This is a genomic window from bacterium (assembly GCA_017744355.1).
Lineage (GTDB): Bacteria > Cyanobacteriota > Sericytochromatia > S15B-MN24 > UBA4093 > JAGIBK01.
The window spans coordinates 506,992-523,241 of the sequence record JAGIBK010000002.1; the positions used below are offsets into that span (position 1 = coordinate 506,992).

The 16,250-nt window shown below is 68.6% G+C and carries 13 protein-coding genes; 3 read left to right on the forward strand and 10 right to left on the reverse strand.

Annotated features, from left to right (window positions below; all coding sequences use genetic code 11):
• Nucleotides 1-2: 2 nt before the first annotated feature.
• The gene (locus J7643_07905; protein ID MBO9540498.1) at nt 3-2,435 is read right to left on the reverse strand and encodes a DUF58 domain-containing protein; all 2,433 of its coding nucleotides are present in this window, start codon (nt 2,433-2,435) and stop codon (nt 3-5) included.
• Nucleotides 2,436-3,356 (reverse strand): AAA family ATPase, encoded by a 921-nt coding sequence (locus J7643_07910; protein ID MBO9540499.1) that lies wholly within the window; start codon nt 3,354-3,356, stop codon nt 2,436-2,438.
• Between the two features lie 153 nt (nt 3,357-3,509).
• On the opposite strand from J7643_07910, the gene J7643_07915 reads away from it, so the two are divergent.
• The 3 genes from J7643_07915 (at nt 3,510) to J7643_07925 (ending at nt 7,535) form a co-directional block, all read left to right on the forward strand.
• The gene (locus tag J7643_07915; GenBank protein MBO9540500.1) at nt 3,510-4,610 is read left to right on the forward strand and encodes an alkene reductase; all 1,101 of its coding nucleotides are present in this window, start codon (nt 3,510-3,512) and stop codon (nt 4,608-4,610) included.
• Nucleotides 4,611-5,292: 682 nt separating this feature from the next.
• Nucleotides 5,293-6,177, forward strand: coding sequence for a GGDEF domain-containing protein (locus tag J7643_07920; protein MBO9540501.1), 885 nt, complete (start codon nt 5,293-5,295; stop codon nt 6,175-6,177).
• A gap of 77 nt (nt 6,178-6,254) precedes the next feature.
• Entirely contained in the window at nt 6,255-7,535 is a 1,281-nt protein-coding gene (locus J7643_07925) for a right-handed parallel beta-helix repeat-containing protein (GenBank protein MBO9540502.1), read from the forward strand.
• A 72-nt stretch (nt 7,536-7,607) separates the two neighbouring features.
• Here J7643_07925 and J7643_07930 read toward each other — a convergent pair whose 3' ends face one another.
• The 8 genes from J7643_07930 to J7643_07965 all read right to left on the reverse strand — a co-directional run bounded on the left by J7643_07930 (nt 7,608) and on the right by J7643_07965 (nt 16,241).
• On the reverse strand, nt 7,608-8,732 hold the full coding sequence (locus J7643_07930; protein ID MBO9540503.1) for a beta-ketoacyl-ACP synthase III: 1,125 nt from the start codon (nt 8,730-8,732) through the stop codon (nt 7,608-7,610).
• Between the two features lie 71 nt (nt 8,733-8,803).
• Nucleotides 8,804-10,021, reverse strand: a complete 1,218-nt coding sequence (locus J7643_07935; GenBank protein MBO9540504.1) for a Bcr/CflA family multidrug efflux MFS transporter — start codon at nt 10,019-10,021, stop codon at nt 8,804-8,806.
• Nucleotides 10,022-10,164: 143 nt separating this feature from the next.
• Nucleotides 10,165-10,794: an SET domain-containing protein gene (locus J7643_07940; GenBank protein ID MBO9540505.1), complete on the reverse strand. Its 630-nt coding sequence runs from the start codon at nt 10,792-10,794 to the stop codon at nt 10,165-10,167.
• Nucleotides 10,791-11,432, reverse strand: a complete 642-nt coding sequence (locus J7643_07945) for an SET domain-containing protein (protein ID MBO9540506.1) — start codon at nt 11,430-11,432, stop codon at nt 10,791-10,793. The genes J7643_07940 and J7643_07945 overlap by 4 nt, the downstream gene beginning before the upstream one ends.
• 220 nt (nt 11,433-11,652) lie before the next feature.
• Entirely contained in the window at nt 11,653-12,711 is a 1,059-nt protein-coding gene (locus tag J7643_07950) for a choice-of-anchor J domain-containing protein (GenBank protein ID MBO9540507.1), read from the reverse strand.
• Nucleotides 12,712-12,811: 100 nt separating this feature from the next.
• Nucleotides 12,812-14,248: an o-succinylbenzoate--CoA ligase gene (gene menE / locus J7643_07955; protein MBO9540508.1), complete on the reverse strand. Its 1,437-nt coding sequence runs from the start codon at nt 14,246-14,248 to the stop codon at nt 12,812-12,814.
• On the reverse strand, nt 14,242-15,345 hold the full coding sequence (menC, locus tag J7643_07960; protein MBO9540509.1) for an o-succinylbenzoate synthase: 1,104 nt from the start codon (nt 15,343-15,345) through the stop codon (nt 14,242-14,244). The genes menE and menC overlap by 7 nt, the downstream gene beginning before the upstream one ends.
• Nucleotides 15,342-16,241: a 1,4-dihydroxy-2-naphthoate polyprenyltransferase gene (locus J7643_07965; GenBank protein MBO9540510.1), complete on the reverse strand. Its 900-nt coding sequence runs from the start codon at nt 16,239-16,241 to the stop codon at nt 15,342-15,344. The genes menC and J7643_07965 overlap by 4 nt, the downstream gene beginning before the upstream one ends.
• Between the last annotated feature and the right edge of the window lie 9 nt (nt 16,242-16,250).

The window sequence follows — 16,250 nt, forward strand, 5'->3', positions numbered from 1 at the left end:
TGTCACCCGTCCTTTCGAGGGTCGCGCTTGCGCTTGGGTGGCGCGAAGCGCTCGGCGTCGTAGCGCTGGACGATGGCGGCGAACTCGGCATGGGCGGCCGGGGCGAGCACGGAGGAAGCGAGCGCGAGGGCCTCGGCCGGCGAGGTTGCGGCGGTGATCGGCACCCCGCGTCGTTCGAGCCGCTTCAGGGCGCGCTGGTACGCGCGGGTAGCGGGCGGCAGGCGACGCCGCCAAGCGCCGTAGAGAAGAAGGGCGCTGAGCACCGCGACCAGGATGAAGAGCCTGGGATCGCGGGCGGGCAGGGTGGAGCGCCTGGCGGGCGTCGGGTCGTAGCTCACCCATTGCCCGTCCGCGAAGGCCTCCACCCAGGCGTGGGCGTCCTTGGCCCTGTAGAGGACGTGGTCTTCCTGTTGCTCGCCTTGCGCGTAGCCCACCACCAGGCGCGTCGGGATGCCGATGCCTCGTCCGAGCAAGGCCAGGGCCGAGGCGTAATGGAGGCAGAAGCCTCGGCGGCTCGCCGTCAGGAAGAAATGCGTCGGGTCCATTCCCCCGGTCGCCCGTGGCGCGTCGAGGTCGTAGCGGGTGTCGCGCTGGATCACGCGAATCAGCGCCGCCATGGCCGCGTCATCGCTCGACGCGCCGGCGGCGTACACCGGCGCACGATGGGCAAACTCCCCTGGAATCCGGTCGAATGCCTTCTCGGAACCGCTCGGGGGAACCTTACGCCAGGCCGCTTCGCTTCCCAGGGTGACGCGGTAGCGGTAGCCCTCGCGCAGGCCGGTCGGATTGCGCAGGCTGCCGTCGCGACGAAGGTGAGGGCGTTCGAGGGGCGTCAGGACCCCGATGGTGGTCTCGGGAAGGGGGAGCCGATCCATGTCCGGGGCGAGCAGGGTCAGCCAGCGCTGGGGCCCTTCGCGATGCGCGGGCGCTTGGGTCGTGGGGGCGAGGTCTTGGCGCGTCCAGCGCCCGTTCCGGTAGGTATCGAAGGTCTCGACGCGCAGCCGCAGCGGCGGGCGGCCTTCGAGGCGAGCGGCGGGGGTGTCGTCGGTGCTCCAGCGCGCATCCAGGGAGAGGGATCCCGCCTCGCCCGGCAGGCGAGAGGCGCGGGTCAGGGCTTGCGCGCGCTGCGCCTGGGCCAAGCCGAAGGTGGGCAGCTCGGGGAAAGGCAGCGCGGGGAGATAGGGCTGGGCGAGGTAGGCCGTAAGGCCGATCCCCACGAGTGGCAGCCAGCGAGAGGGCAGGTTGCGCAAGTCCTGGAGCCGGACGCGGGCGAAACCGATCGCATGGCGCCCGTCGACCCAGCTGGCGAGCCACAGCGCAAGCAGGGTCGCGCCGTAGCTCAAGCCGACGAGCATGGTGTCGCGCGGGGCGACGAAGGCGGGCAGGATCGCGATCGTCAGCAGGGCGAAGAGCTGCTGGGCCCGCAGGTAGGCGCGGTTGCGCAGATCCCATGCGAACAGCCCCATCACCAAGAGAACCAGCTCGACCATCGCGCTGCGCGAGGCGGCCGGGTGCTTCAATTGCCAAAGGAAGAAGCCGAGTACCGCGAGGATGCCCAGGTAGAGCAAGGCGTGCAGCCAGCGTGCCGGTTTGCCCTGCCGGCGCGCGCTGGCGGTGCTGCCGAAGGCGGCGAGCATGCCGGCGACGCCCGCGATCCCCACTGGGGCAAGGCCGCTCAGCCAGGCGAAGGCGATCGCCGAGAGGGTGGCAAGGCCTGTCGCGAGGTGCATGAGGCCCAGATCCAGGGCGGGCCTGGGGGCTTCGGAGTTCGACCAAGGGGTGCGGCGCGGGGCGGAAAGGGGCTCGGGATCGCGCAGCCTGACCACCAGCGCCTGTTTCTTGGCGCTGACCCCCCAGTGCACGTCGCGGATCCTTTCGCCGGGCCGATGCTCACGGATGCCGCCCGAGGGCTCGGCAATTGGGCCATGTGGTGCTTGTCGACTTTCCTCTCGCGCCGCCTCGCGCGTCGGGGGGCTCGTCTCTTGCTGGGGCCACGGGATGCGGGTGAGGGTGGAGACGGCGAGCAGGCCGAGCGGGAAGGTGCGAAGCCGCACCACGATCGGGGTGCGATCGCGCGGGGGCAAGAGCCGCAAGCGGTGCGCGGCGGTGTCGGGCAGGACGACGGGCACATCCTCGCTCCAGCGCTTGTCTTGCCGGACGGCGAGCCCGAAAGGGCCTGCTTGCCTCTTCGATCGGACCCTCACGCCCAGTAGCCGGCTGCCGCCCGCCTCGGGATCTGTCGCGAGACGCGCGTCGAGGGTGACGCCGCGCCGCTCAAGCACCCCCAGGATGAAGGCCAAGACGAGCATCAAGAGCAGCGCGTCGCCCGAGAGGTTCAAGAGGGGCAGGCGCAGGGCGGACCCCGTCAGGAGGCAGAGCCCCCCGATGACGAGGACCGCCGTGCCGCGGCCGCTCAGGGTTAGGCGCAGGCTCATCTAGCGAGGGATGGCTTCCTGGGCGAGCAGTGCTTCGACCACGCGCTGTGCGCGAGCGCGCGAGGCCTCGCCTCTGAGCACCAGACGATGGACGAGGGCCGGGACGGCCGTCGCCTTGAGGTCGTCCGGCACCAGGTGGCCGCGTCCCTGAACGAAGGCGTGGGCGCAGGCGAGGGCTTGCCACGCGAGCGCCCCGCGGGGGCTGATGCCGAGGACGACGTCCGGCCAGTTGCGGCTCGCATGGACAATCGCGAGCAAGTAGCGGCGCAGCTCGGGGGCCACGTGGGTCTCGGCGGCCGCCTGGCGCCAGGCCTGAAGGCTCTCGGCGGGCATGGCTTCCGCGGGGATCCCCTTGCCATGGCGCCCTTCGAGCAGCGCGAGCTCCGCTTCGAACGAGGGGTAGCCCAGGCTCACGGCCGCCATGAAGCGATCGAGCTGGACCTCGGGCAGTGGGTAGGTGCCCTCGAAGTGCACCGGGTTCTGGGTGGCGATGACGAAGAACGGATCGCTCAAAGGGTAGGTGGTGCCGTCCACCGAGACCTGGCCCTCTTCCATCGCTTCGAGCAGGCCGGCCTGGACGCGGGGTGAGGCCCGGTTGATCTCGTCGGCCAGGAGCACCGGGGTGAAGAGGGGGCCCGGCACGAACGCGAAGGTGCCATCCACCTGGCGAAAGACCCTGGCACCCGTCAGATCGCTTGGCAAGAGGTCCGGCGAGAACTGGACCCGGCGAAAGCCCAGGCCCAACGACTCGGCGAGACGCTTGGCCAACAGCGTCTTGCCCACGCCGGGCACGTCCTCGAGCAGGAGGTGGCCGCCCGCGATCGCCGTGCAGACGGTGACGACGAGGGCCTCGCGAGGTGCGGCGACGGCCTGCTGGAGGCGCTGCACCAGCTGCATGGGGGCTGAGACCTGGAGCGGCATGGCAACTTTCCTCTGTGACGCGGGCGCACCGCATTATACCCTCGATCGCCCCGTTGTCCCGGCCGGGGGCGGACTACAGCCCCTTATCCGGTTGACTCCGTTGAGAATTAGAATTATTCTAAATGCAGTCAACCACAAGAAAGGACCCCTCGCATGTTTACGCCCGTGACGGTCGGCGCCCTTCGCCTCAAGAACCGCATCGTGATGGCCCCCATGACCCGCAGCCGCGTCGAGCAGGACGCGACCCCCGGCGCGCTCGAGGCGACCTACTACGCCCAGCGCGCCTCGGCGGGCCTGATCATCACCGAGGGCACGGCACCGTCCGCCACGGGTCTCGGCTACAGCCGCACCCCGGGCATCTACACCCCCGAGCAGATCGAGGGCTGGCGCGCGGTGGTGGACGCGGTGCACGCCAAGGGCGGCACCATCGTCCTCCAGATCATGCACGTGGGCCGCGTGGCGCACCCCCTCAACCAGCCCGAGGGGGCCGAGATCGTGGCGCCTTCGGCGATCGCCGCCAAGGCCAAGGTCTACACCGAGCAGGCGGGTATGCAGGAGATGGTCGCCCCCCGGGCGATCGAGACCGACGAAATCCCGGCGATCATCGCCGAGTTCGCCCAGGCCACCCGCAACGCTCGCGAGGCGGGCTTCGACGGGGTCGAGCTGCACGCGACCAGCGGCTACTTGCCCCACCAGTTCCTCAGCACCAACAGCAACCAGCGCACCGACGCCTACGGCGGTTCGCCCGAGAACCGGGCCCGCTTCGTGCTCGAGGTGATCGACGCCATGGCCGAAGCCTGGAGCGCCGATCGCGTCGGCATCAAGGTCTCGCCCGGCCAGGGCTTCAACGACATGGTCGACGAGACGGCCCGCGAGACCTACGGGTACCTGGCAGATGAGCTCGCCAAGCGCCATCTCGCTTACCTCCACGTCACGCGCCAGGCTCAGTTCAGCCCGGCGGATCAGACCTTCGACTCGTTCGCCGAGATGCGTCGTCGCTTCAAGGGCCCCTTGATCGTCAACGGCGGTTTGACCAAGGCCGAGGCCGAGACCCTGCTCGCGAACGGCCAGGGTGACCTCTTCTCGTTCGGGGCGGCCTACATCGCGAACCCCGACCTGCTGGAGCGCCTCGAAGCGGACCTGCCGCTCGCCGTCTCGGACCGCTCGACCCACTACGCGGGCGGCTCCAAGGGCTACATCGACTACCCCACCCACGAGGAAGCGCGCCTCGCGGGAGCGGTGCCCCGCGACTGAGCCCGCCTTTTCATGCACGAGCGAGCCCCGGCGCCATTTGGTGCCGGGGCTCGCTCGTCGAGGCGTGTTGAAGGAGGCGATCGTCGCTTCGTCTCTGAGGCCCTGGGTCACTGTCTGACGGCGCATCGCAACGCGAGCGACGAGGCAGCTTTGGCCCAATCCTTTCGTGCTATCATCGAGGCGAACAGCCTTGCAAGGGATACCCGCGAGCGTTCAAGAGACCAGGTAAGAGCGGAGCACCAGACGCTTGAAGAAAAGTGGAGTCGGTTCGGATACGCTGCGGCGCACGCTGATCGTCAACGGCATGGGGCCAACCCTCGTCATCGTGCTGCTTTGCGCGATCCTCGTGTGGCAGTTCGCCAAGGTCCGGGCCGAAGCCGACAAGGTGACGCACACGGTGCAGGTCCAAGAACGGGTCAGCCAGCTGGACTCGCTGCTCGCCAACGCGGCCGCCGGCTTGCGCGGCTATCGTCTTGCCGCCCGGCCCGAGTTCCTCAAGGAGTTCTCTCAGAGCCAGGAGCGCGTCGATGCGCTCGCCGGCAGCATCGAGAACCTCGTCGCCGACAATCCGGCTCAGCGTGAGGCGATCCGCAAGATCCGCAGCCTGATTCCCCACTGGTATCACAACGCTCATTTGAGCACCAAGATTTCAACGCCGGCCACGCCCGACACCATCCGCCTGATGCTCGCGGCGGATGGGGCGCCGATGCTGGCCGAGATCCACGACCGCCTGCGCGCGATGCACGACCACGAAGGCGACCTGCTCCGGGAGCGCCAGGAGCGCCTCGGCGACTCCAACGCCTGGGCCATGCTCGTGGGTGCTATCGCCATGCTGCTTGCGCTCGGCTTCTTCGCGCTCTTCAGCTTGCGGCAGTTCCGGATCCTCAACCGGCACTTCCAGCAAAATCTGCGCGATCTCGAGCTCCAGAAGGGCGACCTCCTGGAGCTGACCCGCTCGCTCGAAGTCTCGAACCAGACGCTCGAGCGCCGGGTTCATGAGCGTACCGAGGAGCTTCAGGTCGCCTACGAAAAGTACCGGCATCTCGCCGAAGCCGACGGCCTGACCGGGATTCCGAACCGCCGCATCTTCGATGAGGTCCTGGTGCGCGAGTGGGAGCGCTGCGGCCGCCAGGCAACACCCCTCTCCCTGGTCATGCTGGATATCGATTACTTCAAGGTCTTCAACGATACCTACGGTCACCAGGCGGGCGATGACTGCCTGCGGCAGGTCGCCAAGGCCCTCGCCGGCCAGGTCAATCGCCCGGGCGAGCTCGTCGCGCGCTACGGCGGCGAAGAGTTCAGCATCATCCTCAGCGACACCGATGCGCTTGGAGCCGAGCAGATCGCCGAGCGCGTCAGGAGCCAGGTCGAAGCGCTGGCTATCCCGCACGCTGGCTCGAAAGCCGCGCCCTGCGTCACGATGAGCCTCGGGGTCGCCACCCTCGTTCCGCGTCCCGAAGACGCCGCCGACCGGATGGTGGCCCTGGCGGATCACGCCCTATATCAGGCCAAGCAAGAGGGCCGTAACCGCGTTTGCATGATGCAGCCCGGAGAGTTGCCCGTTTAGCGCCCACGCAGGGCCCCTAAAGCTTGCTTGATGCTATACTTCCAAATGATTGATCCTATTATTGGAGGTGTAAAATCTTGCAACTGCATCATCGAGTCGCGCTCGCGGTCGCGAGTGGCCTGCTCCTGATCCCCCTTTCGGGCTGCCCCGATCCGAGCGCAACGAATCAGGCAAACACGCCGGATGAGCAAGGGAAGTCCGATCAGACGCTTCAGGGCAACCTTCACGAGGGGGAGATCAAGGCCGACCAGACGTGGACGAAGGCGGCCAGCCCCCACATCGTTCGAGGCACCCTCTATGTCCAGAGCGCCCAGGGAGCGACCCTGACCATCGAGCCGGGTGCCGAGGTGCGATTCGAGCCGGGCGCTGCCCTCCACGTGGGCTGGAACGACACGGGCATCCTCAAGGCCGTGGGAACCGCCACCGAGAGCATCACCTTCACCACCACCCAGGCGAGCAAGGTCCCGGGAGCCTGGGGGCAGATCTATGTCGGCAATGGTGGCGCTTCGACGATCCTGAGCCACTGCAAGATCATGTACGGAGGCGGCACGGGCAAAGAGGCGAATGACAGCGCGCTCTACGTCAACGGCGAGGGCAACAAGCCCACCGTCAGGAACTGCACCTTCGAGAACAACGCCGGCATTGCGGTCTCGGCGTTCGACACGTCCTTCACCGCCTTCGAGAACAACACCATCACCACCAGCGGCGAGAATCCTATCCAGCTGAGCCCGGAAGCGGCTGGCTCTCTGGGGGCGGGCAATCGCCTGACGGGGAACGGCAACGACACTGTCCTGCTCACGGCCGGGACCGTATCGAAGAGCGTGCGCTGGCGCAACCACGGCATTCCGTACCGCGTCATGGGGACCGTCTTCGTTCAGCACGCGAGCAACGCCCCTGTCTTGACCGTCGATCCCGGGTCCGTGGTTCAGTTCGCGCATGAGGCTGCCCTCTCCGTCGCTTATTCCGGAATGGGCGCCCTCCATGCGGTCGGCACGAGCGCCGAGGCGAGCGAGAGCATCACCTTTACGAGCTTGCCGAGCAACAAGGCGCCCGGCGCCTGGAGTGGGATCTACATGGGGGATGCGACCGTCGATGGTGCAGAGAACAACACCAGCTCTACTCGCTTGCGGTACGTCACCATCGAGTATGCCGGTGACTCCGGAAATTTCGGGGCCAACCTCTACGTCGACAGCTGCAAACCGCTGCTCGAGAAACTGACCCTCCGGAAGTCCGCCGGGGTGGGCATCCAGCTCGTGGGCGAACTCGCAACCATCCCGGTCGAGAGCCTCTTCTCGGACTCGAGCAAGATCACCTACGACAATAACGCCGTGGGGACTTACCTCTACCCCGAGCAATAGGCCGAGGATCCATCAGCGAAAAGGCCCGAGGCCCTGCAGATGCAGGGCCTCGGGCCTTTCTTGTGCCGTCGATCAGGCGCGCTTGACCACGACGCTGCCCACCGAGTAGCCCGCCCCGAAGGACGAGATGACGCCGCAAGCGCCCGGCTCGAGGTCCGCGTGGTGAAGGTGGAAGGCGATGATCGAGCCAGCCGAGCTGGTGTTGGCGTAGCGATCGAGGATGATGGGGGCCTCCTCGGCGCTCGCCTCGCGACCGAGCAGACGCTTGGAGATCAGCTGGTTCATGCCCAGGTTGGCCTGATGCAGCCAGAGGCGCGACAGGTCGCTCGGAGCGAGCGAAAGGGCTTCCAGGTGGCTTGCGATGTGCTCGGCCACCATGGGGCAGACCTCCTTGAAGACCTTGCGCCCCTGCTGGACAAAGAGCTTGTCCGGCTGCCCGATGCCGCGCTCGTCCGTGCGGTTGAGGAAGCCGAAGTTGTTGCGGATGTTGTTGCTGAAGACGGTCGCAAGCTTGCACCCGAGCACCTCGAAGCGCACGGGGGCCTTCGCGAGGTCGGCGCGTTCGAGCACCAGGGCGGTGCAAGCGTCGCCGAAGATGAAGTGGCTGTCCCGGTCGCGGAAGTTGAGGTGCGCCGAGCAGATCTCGGGGTTGACCACGAGCGCGCGCCGGGCCTGGCCCGACTGGATGGCGTTGACGGCCGTCTGGATAGCGAAGGTGGCAGATGAGCAGGCCACGTTCATGTCGAAGGCGAAGCCCTGAATCCCGAGGGCGCCCTGGACCTCGATTGAGACTGCCGGGTAGGGGCGTTGCATGTTGGAGCACGCGACCAGGACCATGTCGATGTCGCTTGCCTCGCACCCGGCACGGCTCAGGGCCTCGCGGGCGGCCTGCACGGCCATCTCCGCCTGGACCGAGGCTTCCTCGTTGGAGCGCTCGGGCAGGCGCGGGCACATGCGCGCCGGGTCCAAGACCCCCTCGGCGTCCATCAGAAAGCGGCTCTGGATGCCGGAAGCCTTGACGATGAACTCCGCGCTCGAGGGCTGGAGAGCCTCGCGGGCGCCGGAGGCGATCGCCTCGGCGTGCTCGAGGTTGTGGGCCTCCACGTACGCGTTGAAGGAGGCGACCAGTGCTTCGTTGCTCACCGCGTGGGGCGGGGTGAAGAGGCCGGTGCCGCTGATGACGACCTGGTGCTGCATGGAAGAGGGTCTCGCCTTCTGGGTTCGAGGGGATAGGGTGTGTGCCCTCGATGATACACCAAGCGTGATATTTAGGGCGCCTCGGGGCTAAGCTGCGCCTTGGGGCGGGCGGCGAGCGTGCGGTAGAGGATCAAGCCGACGAGGCCGCAGGTACCGATGATCCCCGCCATGGGCAGGGCGGAGCCGTCGTGCAGGCGCCCGACCAGGCTGCCGGCGACTGCCGCGAGCCCGAATTGGAGCGCTCCCATGACCGCTGCCGCGAGGCCGGCGCGCTTGCCGTGCTCCGCGAGGGCCGCGGCCGTGACGTTCGGGAAGACGAAGCCGAGGGCCGCCAGGTAGCCGAACAGCGGCAGGACCACGCCCCAGAAGCCGCCGACCTTGAGCCCCACCAGCGTCGCGAGGCACAGCCCGAAGAAGGCGGGCAACTGGATGGTCAGTCCCAGGATGCCTTCGGGGGCACGGGTCTTGAGCAGCCGCCCGTTCACCTGGGACGCGGCGATGAGCCCCAGGGCGTTCGCCCCGAAGATCCAGCCGAAGGCCTCGGCCGGGACGTGGAAAAGCTCGATGAAGACGAAGGGCGAGCCCGAGATGTAGGCGAACATTCCCGCCTGGATCACGCCGCCTGCCAGGGTGAAGCCGAGGAAGCGGCGATCGGTGAGCAAGGACCGGTAGTCGCGCGTGAGCGAGGCGGCGGGCTCGGCCTGACGCTTGGCGGCATCGCGCGTCTCGGGCAGGGCGAGCGCGGCCAAGGCGAGGATCGCGAGTCCGAAGACGACGAGCCCGCCGAAGATGGCGCGCCAGCCCATTCCCATCATCAGGTAGCCGCCCACCAGCGGCGCGACGATGGGGGCGACCCCCATCACGAGCGTCATCAGGGAGAAGACTTGGGCGGCTTCGCGCGGCGGATAGAGGTCACGCACGATGGCGCGCGAGACCACGAGCGCCGCGCAGCCCCCCAGCGCCTGGAGCAGGCGGAAGGCGATGAGCGCGCCCGTGCTCGGCGCCAGGGCGCACCCCGCCGAGGCAAGCACGTAGAGCACCAGCCCCGAGATCAGCGGCCCCTTGCGGCCCAGCCGATCGGAGAGCGGCCCGTAGATGAGCTGACCGAGGGCCAGACCGACGAAGAACAGCGCCAGCGTGAGCTGGACCGCCGCGGTGCTCGCGCCCAGGTCCCGGGCGATGGTCGGCAGGCTGGGCAGATACATGTCGATGGACATGGGGCCGATGGCCGTCAGGGCCCCCAACAGGGGGATCAGGCCACGGCGGCTCGTCTGGACGGGAAGGCTCAGGGTGGAACTGGACAAGGCGCCTCGATTCTTTGCGGGCAGGTAACCTGGGGCAGCGCAAAGCGAGGAGGGGACGAGCTTTGCGGCCACCCTTTATGTTACCACCGTTGTTTCAGAAATCGGTCGCTTGTCGACGCGCGCCAACGTCAAGATTCGTGTCGCATGCAGGCCGGCAAATGCGCGTCCTGGAAGCGGTGGCGCAGGGTGACGGCCTCGGCGGCGGGGTAGCCCGCTTTTTCGCTGGCCGCCTGGAGGCGCTCGGGGGAAAGCAAAGAGGCGAGAGGCTGCGGGACCGAGGGGGTGAGCGTCAGGGCGAGGCGGAGCTGGGCTTCAAGCGCGGTGAGCTGCTCGCTCGAGAGGCTGCTGCGGGTGTTGCGGCGGCAGCCGGGCGCGCCGCAGTGGCAGGGGAAGAAGTCGTCCTCGCGGTGGTCTTCGAAGGTGCCGTAATCGTTGGTCAGCTGCTCGCCCATCCGGATGTCCCGGATGGCCACCTCGAAGCCGTGGAGGGTGCCCAGGCAGTTGGGCTGGCAGGAGTGGTTCATCTGGCGGCCCAGATCCCAGATCAGGACGCGGTTGCCCTCGGCGTCGCCGTAGGTGTAACGCGCGAGCAGGTCGTCGTAGGCCGCAGGCAGCGCGGCAACCCGAGTGGGATCGAGCAGTTGATCGAGGGCGTCCTGCACCCAGATGACGGTGCCCATGGGGATGGGCGCCGTCGCGACCAGCCCGTGGCCGACCGCGGGCGAGATGAAGCGCAGGGCGGTGTCGGGGTGGATCATCGGCCGAGGGCCCAGAGCCCATCGCCGCTCTCCGGTCGCGCACGTTCGGGGGCCTGGTAAGCGCGGCTGCTGGGCAGCGGCACCTCGCGCCCTTCGCGCAGGGCGTCGGCCAGTGCCCGATCCGCCGGGCTCAGCTTGGCGTAGGGCAAGAGGGGCTGCGGGACCGAGAGAGCCCGCTGGAAGGCCTGCGCCGCCTCTCGGTCCCACTCGGGCCAGAGGGTCTCGAGATCGGCTGCGCTCACGCTGCCGCGGCAGCCGGGCGCGCCGCAGGCGCAGGCGAAGTCGCCCGTCATGTTGAGGGTGCCATACTCGCAGGTCAGCTGCTCGCCGGGCTGGATGTCGCGGATGGCGATCTCGAACGCCTCGCCGACGCTGCGGCTCGTGGGGCGGCACGAGTGGTTCATGTAGCGGCCGAAGTCCCAGCAGAGGATGAAGTCGCCCGCCGCGTCGACGTAGGCGTACTTCTCGAGCTGGGCGCGGAGCAGGTCAGGCAGGGCCCGGACCTCGTCGGGCGAGAGGATGCGGTCGAAGGCATCCAGCGCCCAGATGATGGTGCCCGCCGGGATGAACGCCGTGGTGAAGACCCCGTAGCCGATCGCGTCGTCGATGAAGCGTAACTCGGTCGCTGGATGGATCATGGCGCAGCCTTTCGAGGGGGCGATGTTGCGATATAAAAGTTAACGAATCATTCTAGCGCGCCCACCTCGTCAGGCGTCAAGGGCGAGCCCAATCACCTTGCTCGTTGCTGACGATCCGGCCGAGTCGAGGCCGATTCACGGGAGGTCGACGAAACGATAAGGCAAGACAGCGGGCCACCCGATCCGGGTGGCCCGCTGTTCGTCTTGGCTTGAGGGGCTCTTAGAAGGCGCCGAGGTAGACGTTGTCGATGACCGGAGCGCTCATCTTGTCGGTACCGAGGTAGTAGTCGTAGGTGTAGCGGAAGCGAACCTTGACGGTGCTGGTCTTGTAGGCGCTGAGGTCAACTTCGACGCGCTTCCAGTCGGTCTGGTTGGCGGTCTGGTCGTAGACCTGGCTCCAGGTGGCGCCGCCGTCGGCCGAGGCATCGACCTGGAACTTCGCGGTCTTGAAGTAGTTCTGGGCGGTGAACTTGGAAAGGTCGAAGCGGAGGGCCGAGCGAGCGTTGCCCGAGAGGTTGGCGTTGCTGGCGAGGGTCAGGGCGTAGGTACCGGTCTCGGTGACCTGGCCGTCGCTGCCGCCGGGGGTGGCGCCCTTGGCGCCGCCGTTGGCCGCGAAGGTCGAGGCGTTCCAGTTGGTGGTCGCCGCAGTGGCGCTGCTGTAGCTGCTCTTGGTCCAGCTCGCCTGCCACTTGCCGAGGCCGCCCTCGAAGTCGTCGCTGAAGGCCGCGGCGACAGGGGCCGGGGTGGCGACGGGCGCGGGGGTCGGGGTGGCGATGGGAGCCGGGGTCGAGGAGTCGTCGCCTTCGATGGTGACGCCGAGGTCGAGGCCACCGAGGACGGGCTGGTTGGTCTTGAGGTTGATCTTCATCGAGAGGGGGGTGACCTTGCCCTCTTCGACCTGGACGCCTTCCTGGATGAGGCCGCCGAGGTAGCCGTAGCTCTGGTCGAGGGCATCCACGCGGACGGTGTAGGTGTCGCCCTTGAGGCCGTTGAAGGACACGTCCTTGCTCATGGGCCAGCCGATGGTCTGGCTGACGGTGCCCTGCTTGCCGTTGTAGCTGACGACGTGGATCGAGAGGTAGCGGACGTCGCTCGCGGCGGCGGCGGTCTGGTAGCCGGCGCGCTTGATGATGATGCCGCCGCCCTGCTGGGCCATATCGAGGGTCATCGAGCGGTCGCCGGTCTCGGCGACGGGGGCCAGAGGATAGGAGCCGCAACCCGTGAGCGCCGCGATGGCGGCACCGAACACGATGAACTTGCTGGCGGTCTTCTTGAACATTGCGCTCCCATCCTTTCGGACTGTGGTCCTCACACCAGTGTTATCCGCGGGTGGGAGTGAAATGTTCTTATGACCGAGTTAAGGTTACTCTTTCAGGGTGTTAAGATTGCGTACGTTGCAGGGTGCGGCGGTCGATCTTGCCGCTGCCCAGCCGCGGCAGCGCGTCCAGGACGGTGATGTCGCGGGGCAGCTTGTAGCGGGCGAGGCCTTGCGCGAGCTGGGCCCGCAGGGCCGAGACGCTGAGCCCCGGGTCGCGCAGCACCACGAAGGCGACGGGGACCTGGCCCCAGGTCGGGTCGGGGGCGCCGACCACGGCGGCCTCGGCCACTCCCGGGTGGCGTTCGAGGGCTTGCTCGATCTCCGAAGGGTAGACGTTCTCGCCGCCCGAGACGATGAGGTCGGTGCGTCGGGCGAGCACGTGCAGGCAGCCCTGCGCGTCCAGGTAGCCGTCGTCGCCGGTCCGAAGCCAGCCGTCGACCTTGGCGGCGGCCGTCGCAGCGGGGTTGTGCAGGTACTCCTCGAAGACGGTCGGGCTGCGCACCTCGATCGCACCGGGGGTGCCGGTGGGAAGGGGAAGGCGCGCCTCGTCCACGATGCGCACGTCGGTGCCCATCAGCGGGGTACCTGAGCTTGCGCGCTCGCTGTCGCTCGCACCGAGCCGCGTGAGGGTCACATGGGAGCAGGCCTCGGTCATGCCGTAGGTCGGCAGGGCCTGGGGGCAGCGCTCGACCAGGTCGAAGGGGATGGGGGCGCCGCCGACCAGGATGGCGCGCACGCTCGAAGGCAGCGGGCGATCGCCCCACTGGTCCAGCATGCGACGCAGCATGGTGGGGACCACCGAGAGCATGCTCGCCCCGTCGTCGCGCATAGCCTGGATCATGGCCTCGGGCGAGAAGCGATCGTGCAGGATGACGGTGGCTTGCGCCAGCGCGCAGCGGTGGACGATGTTGAGGCCCCCCACGTGGAACATGGGCATGGCAAGCAGCCAGCGATCGCGCGGGTTCAGCCCGAGGGCCGCCGCCGAGGCCGTGGCGCTCGCGAGCTGGTTGGCCCAGGTGAGGACGACGGCCTTGGGGCGGCCCGTGGTCCCCGAGGTGAACAGGATGGTGTGGGCTCGATCGGGGTCGAGGGTGTCGGGGATGGCGGGGCTTTCGTCCTCGCTGAAGGCCTCGGCGAGAGGCACGACCCGGAAGCGCTCGCGGATGCCGCGCGAGAGCCGATCCGCGTCGGCGAGCACGAGGCGGGCGCCCGCATGCTCAAGTTGCCAGGCGATTTCCTCGTCGGTGAGGCGCAAGTTGAGCGGCAGGAGGATGGCCCCGAGGCGGCCGAGCGCGTGGGCTGCCGCGGCCCAGTCCGGATGGTTGGCCCCCCAGACGGCGACCACGTCGCCCTCGCGCACGCCGAGGGCCGCGAGGGTGGCGGCGGCGCGCACGACCCTGCGATCGAGCATCTCGTAGGTCGTGACCTCCCCCTTGAAGAGGATGGCCGGCTGGTGTGGGCGCAGGCGGCGCGCCTGGGCGGTGGGGTGGCTCAGCATCGTTCGAGGCTCCTGGTCAGGGCGGTGTGCGCGGGCTCGGGGGGGCAGACGCCGAGCCCCGGCCCCTCGGGCCGCACGAGCGCGCCTTTGCGAAGCCGAAGCGGGCCATCCGCATCGGGTGCGTCGAGGAGCGCGAGGGTGGAGAGACCGGCGGGCTCGGGCCCATCGAGGGCGCAGGCCAGGTGCAGGGCCGCGGCGACGCCTACGAGCCGATCGAGGCTCGAGGTCACGACGGTGCGCAGCCCCTGCCGCTGGGCTTCTTGTGCGAGCGCGTGGGCGACGCCCAGGCCCCCGAGCAGCATGGGCTTGAGCACGAGGGCATCGACGGCTTGCTCTGCGATGAGGCGATGGGCGGTTTCGGCATCCAGCAGGGCTTCGTCCGCAGCGATGGGGACGCCGCGATGGCGCAGCGCCGCGAAATCGGCACCGGCCACTGGTTGCTCCAAGAGGTCGATCCCCAAGGGGGCGAAGGCCTCGATGGCGGTTATCGCTTCGGCCTCTTGCCACGCGCCGTTGGCGTCGAGCCTCAGGCGGATCGCGGGGAAGCGCGCGCGCAGGGCACTGACCCGAGCGAGATCCGTCGCGAGGGGGGCAGCGCCGACCTTGAGTTTGAAGGTCTTGAAGCCTTCGGCGATAGCCCGCTCCCCTTCTGCGATCGCGCCTTCGGGGTCGGTGGACGTGAGCAGGCGCTGCAGCTCGGCCTCGGGCGCGGGGGTTCGTGAGAAGGCTTGCGCGAGCGCGTGGCCATCGCGCTTGGTTAGCGCATCCAGGAGCGCGAGCTCGACCCCCGCGTGGACGCAGGGCGTATGGGCGAGCGTGAGGCCTGCTTCCTTGAGGGCCGCGGCGACCCCTTCGAGGCTGGGCTCGGTAAGCGAAAGCGGGCACTCCGCAAGCTTAGCAAAGGTGCTCGCTGCCATCTCGTAGGCCTCGCCGCCGAAACCCGGCAGGGGGGCGACTTCTCCGAACCCCAGAGACCCCGCTTCGTCCCGGACGGCCACCCACCAGCCCCGGCGGTGCGTGTAGACGGCGCTGCCGGTCACGAGCGGGCGCTTGAACCTCACCTCGTAGGGGGCATAGGCGAGGCGAAAGCGGCTCACGGCAAGAGCAGCCCCACCGAGAGCAGGAGCCCGAACAGCATCAGCAGCTTGGCCGTGCCTGCGAGGGTCTGGTTCAGGACCGGCCCCACGTCACGGCGAACCGAGCCGAAGAGCTTGATGGCGAGGGGTAGGGTCAAGAGCGGCAGCAGGGCCTTGAAGTCGAGCTTGCCCATGGCGACCATCGCCACCGGCACGAGGTAGGCGCCGGTGAGCAGCGTGGCGTAGTAGCCGTGGGTGAAGCGCGCCCCGAAGCGCGCCGAGAGGGTCTTCTTGCCCGCGACGCGGTCGGTCTCGATGTCGCGCAGGTTGTTGACCACGTTGATGGCCGCCGCGATGAGGCCGACGGGGATGGCGAGCGCCCATGCGAGCGGCGAGAGGTGGAGGGCCTGGACGTAATAGGTGCCGAGCACGGCGACCAGGCCAAAGAAGATGAAGACGAACAGCTCGCCCAGCCCGTTGTAGCCGAGCGGGTAGGGGCCGCCCGTGTAGGCGAGCCCCGAGAGGATGGAGAGCAGGCCGATGGCGACGATGGGCCAGCCGCCCACCGCCACCAGGTAGCAGCCCACCAGCACCGCGAGCCCGAAGGCGATCGCGGTGGCCTTCAAGACGGCCTGGGGGCTCGCGAGGCCCGCCTGGGTGACCCGGGTGGGGCCCTGGCGGGCGTCGGTGTCGGCGCCCTTCTTGAAGTCGAAGTAGTCGTTGGCGAAGTTGGTGCCGATCTGGATCAGGCAGGCGCCCAGGAGCGCCGCGAGACAGGGTCCCGCCGCGAAGGCGCCGTCCGCATACGCGATGGCGCTGCCGACCACCACCGGGACGATGGCGGCGGGCAGGGTCTTGGGCCTTGCGGCCATGACCCAGACGGCGACGGGCGAGGGCTTCTCGATGGCGGTGCTCATGGGCGCTGC

Coding starts and splice junctions, on each gene's coding strand:
- J7643_07930 (MBO9540503.1), bottom strand. CDS start 8,732: ATGCAGCACCAGGTCGTCATCAGCGGCACCGGCCTCTTCACCCCGCCC.
- J7643_07915 (MBO9540500.1), top strand. CDS start 3,510: ATGTTTACGCCCGTGACGGTCGGCGCCCTTCGCCTCAAGAACCGCATC.
- J7643_07945 (MBO9540506.1), bottom strand. CDS start 11,432: ATGATCCATCCAGCGACCGAGTTACGCTTCATCGACGACGCGATCGGC.
- menE (MBO9540508.1), bottom strand. CDS start 14,248: ATGCTGAGCCACCCCACCGCCCAGGCGCGCCGCCTGCGCCCACACCAG.
- J7643_07950 (MBO9540507.1), bottom strand. CDS start 12,711: ATGTTCAAGAAGACCGCCAGCAAGTTCATCGTGTTCGGTGCCGCCATC.
- J7643_07965 (MBO9540510.1), bottom strand. CDS start 16,241: ATGAGCACCGCCATCGAGAAGCCCTCGCCCGTCGCCGTCTGGGTCATG.
- J7643_07920 (MBO9540501.1), top strand. CDS start 5,293: ATGCTCGCGGCGGATGGGGCGCCGATGCTGGCCGAGATCCACGACCGC.
- J7643_07940 (MBO9540505.1), bottom strand. CDS start 10,794: ATGATCCACCCCGACACCGCCCTGCGCTTCATCTCGCCCGCGGTCGGC.
- J7643_07910 (MBO9540499.1), bottom strand. CDS start 3,356: ATGCCGCTCCAGGTCTCAGCCCCCATGCAGCTGGTGCAGCGCCTCCAG.
- J7643_07905 (MBO9540498.1), bottom strand. CDS start 2,435: ATGAGCCTGCGCCTAACCCTGAGCGGCCGCGGCACGGCGGTCCTCGTC.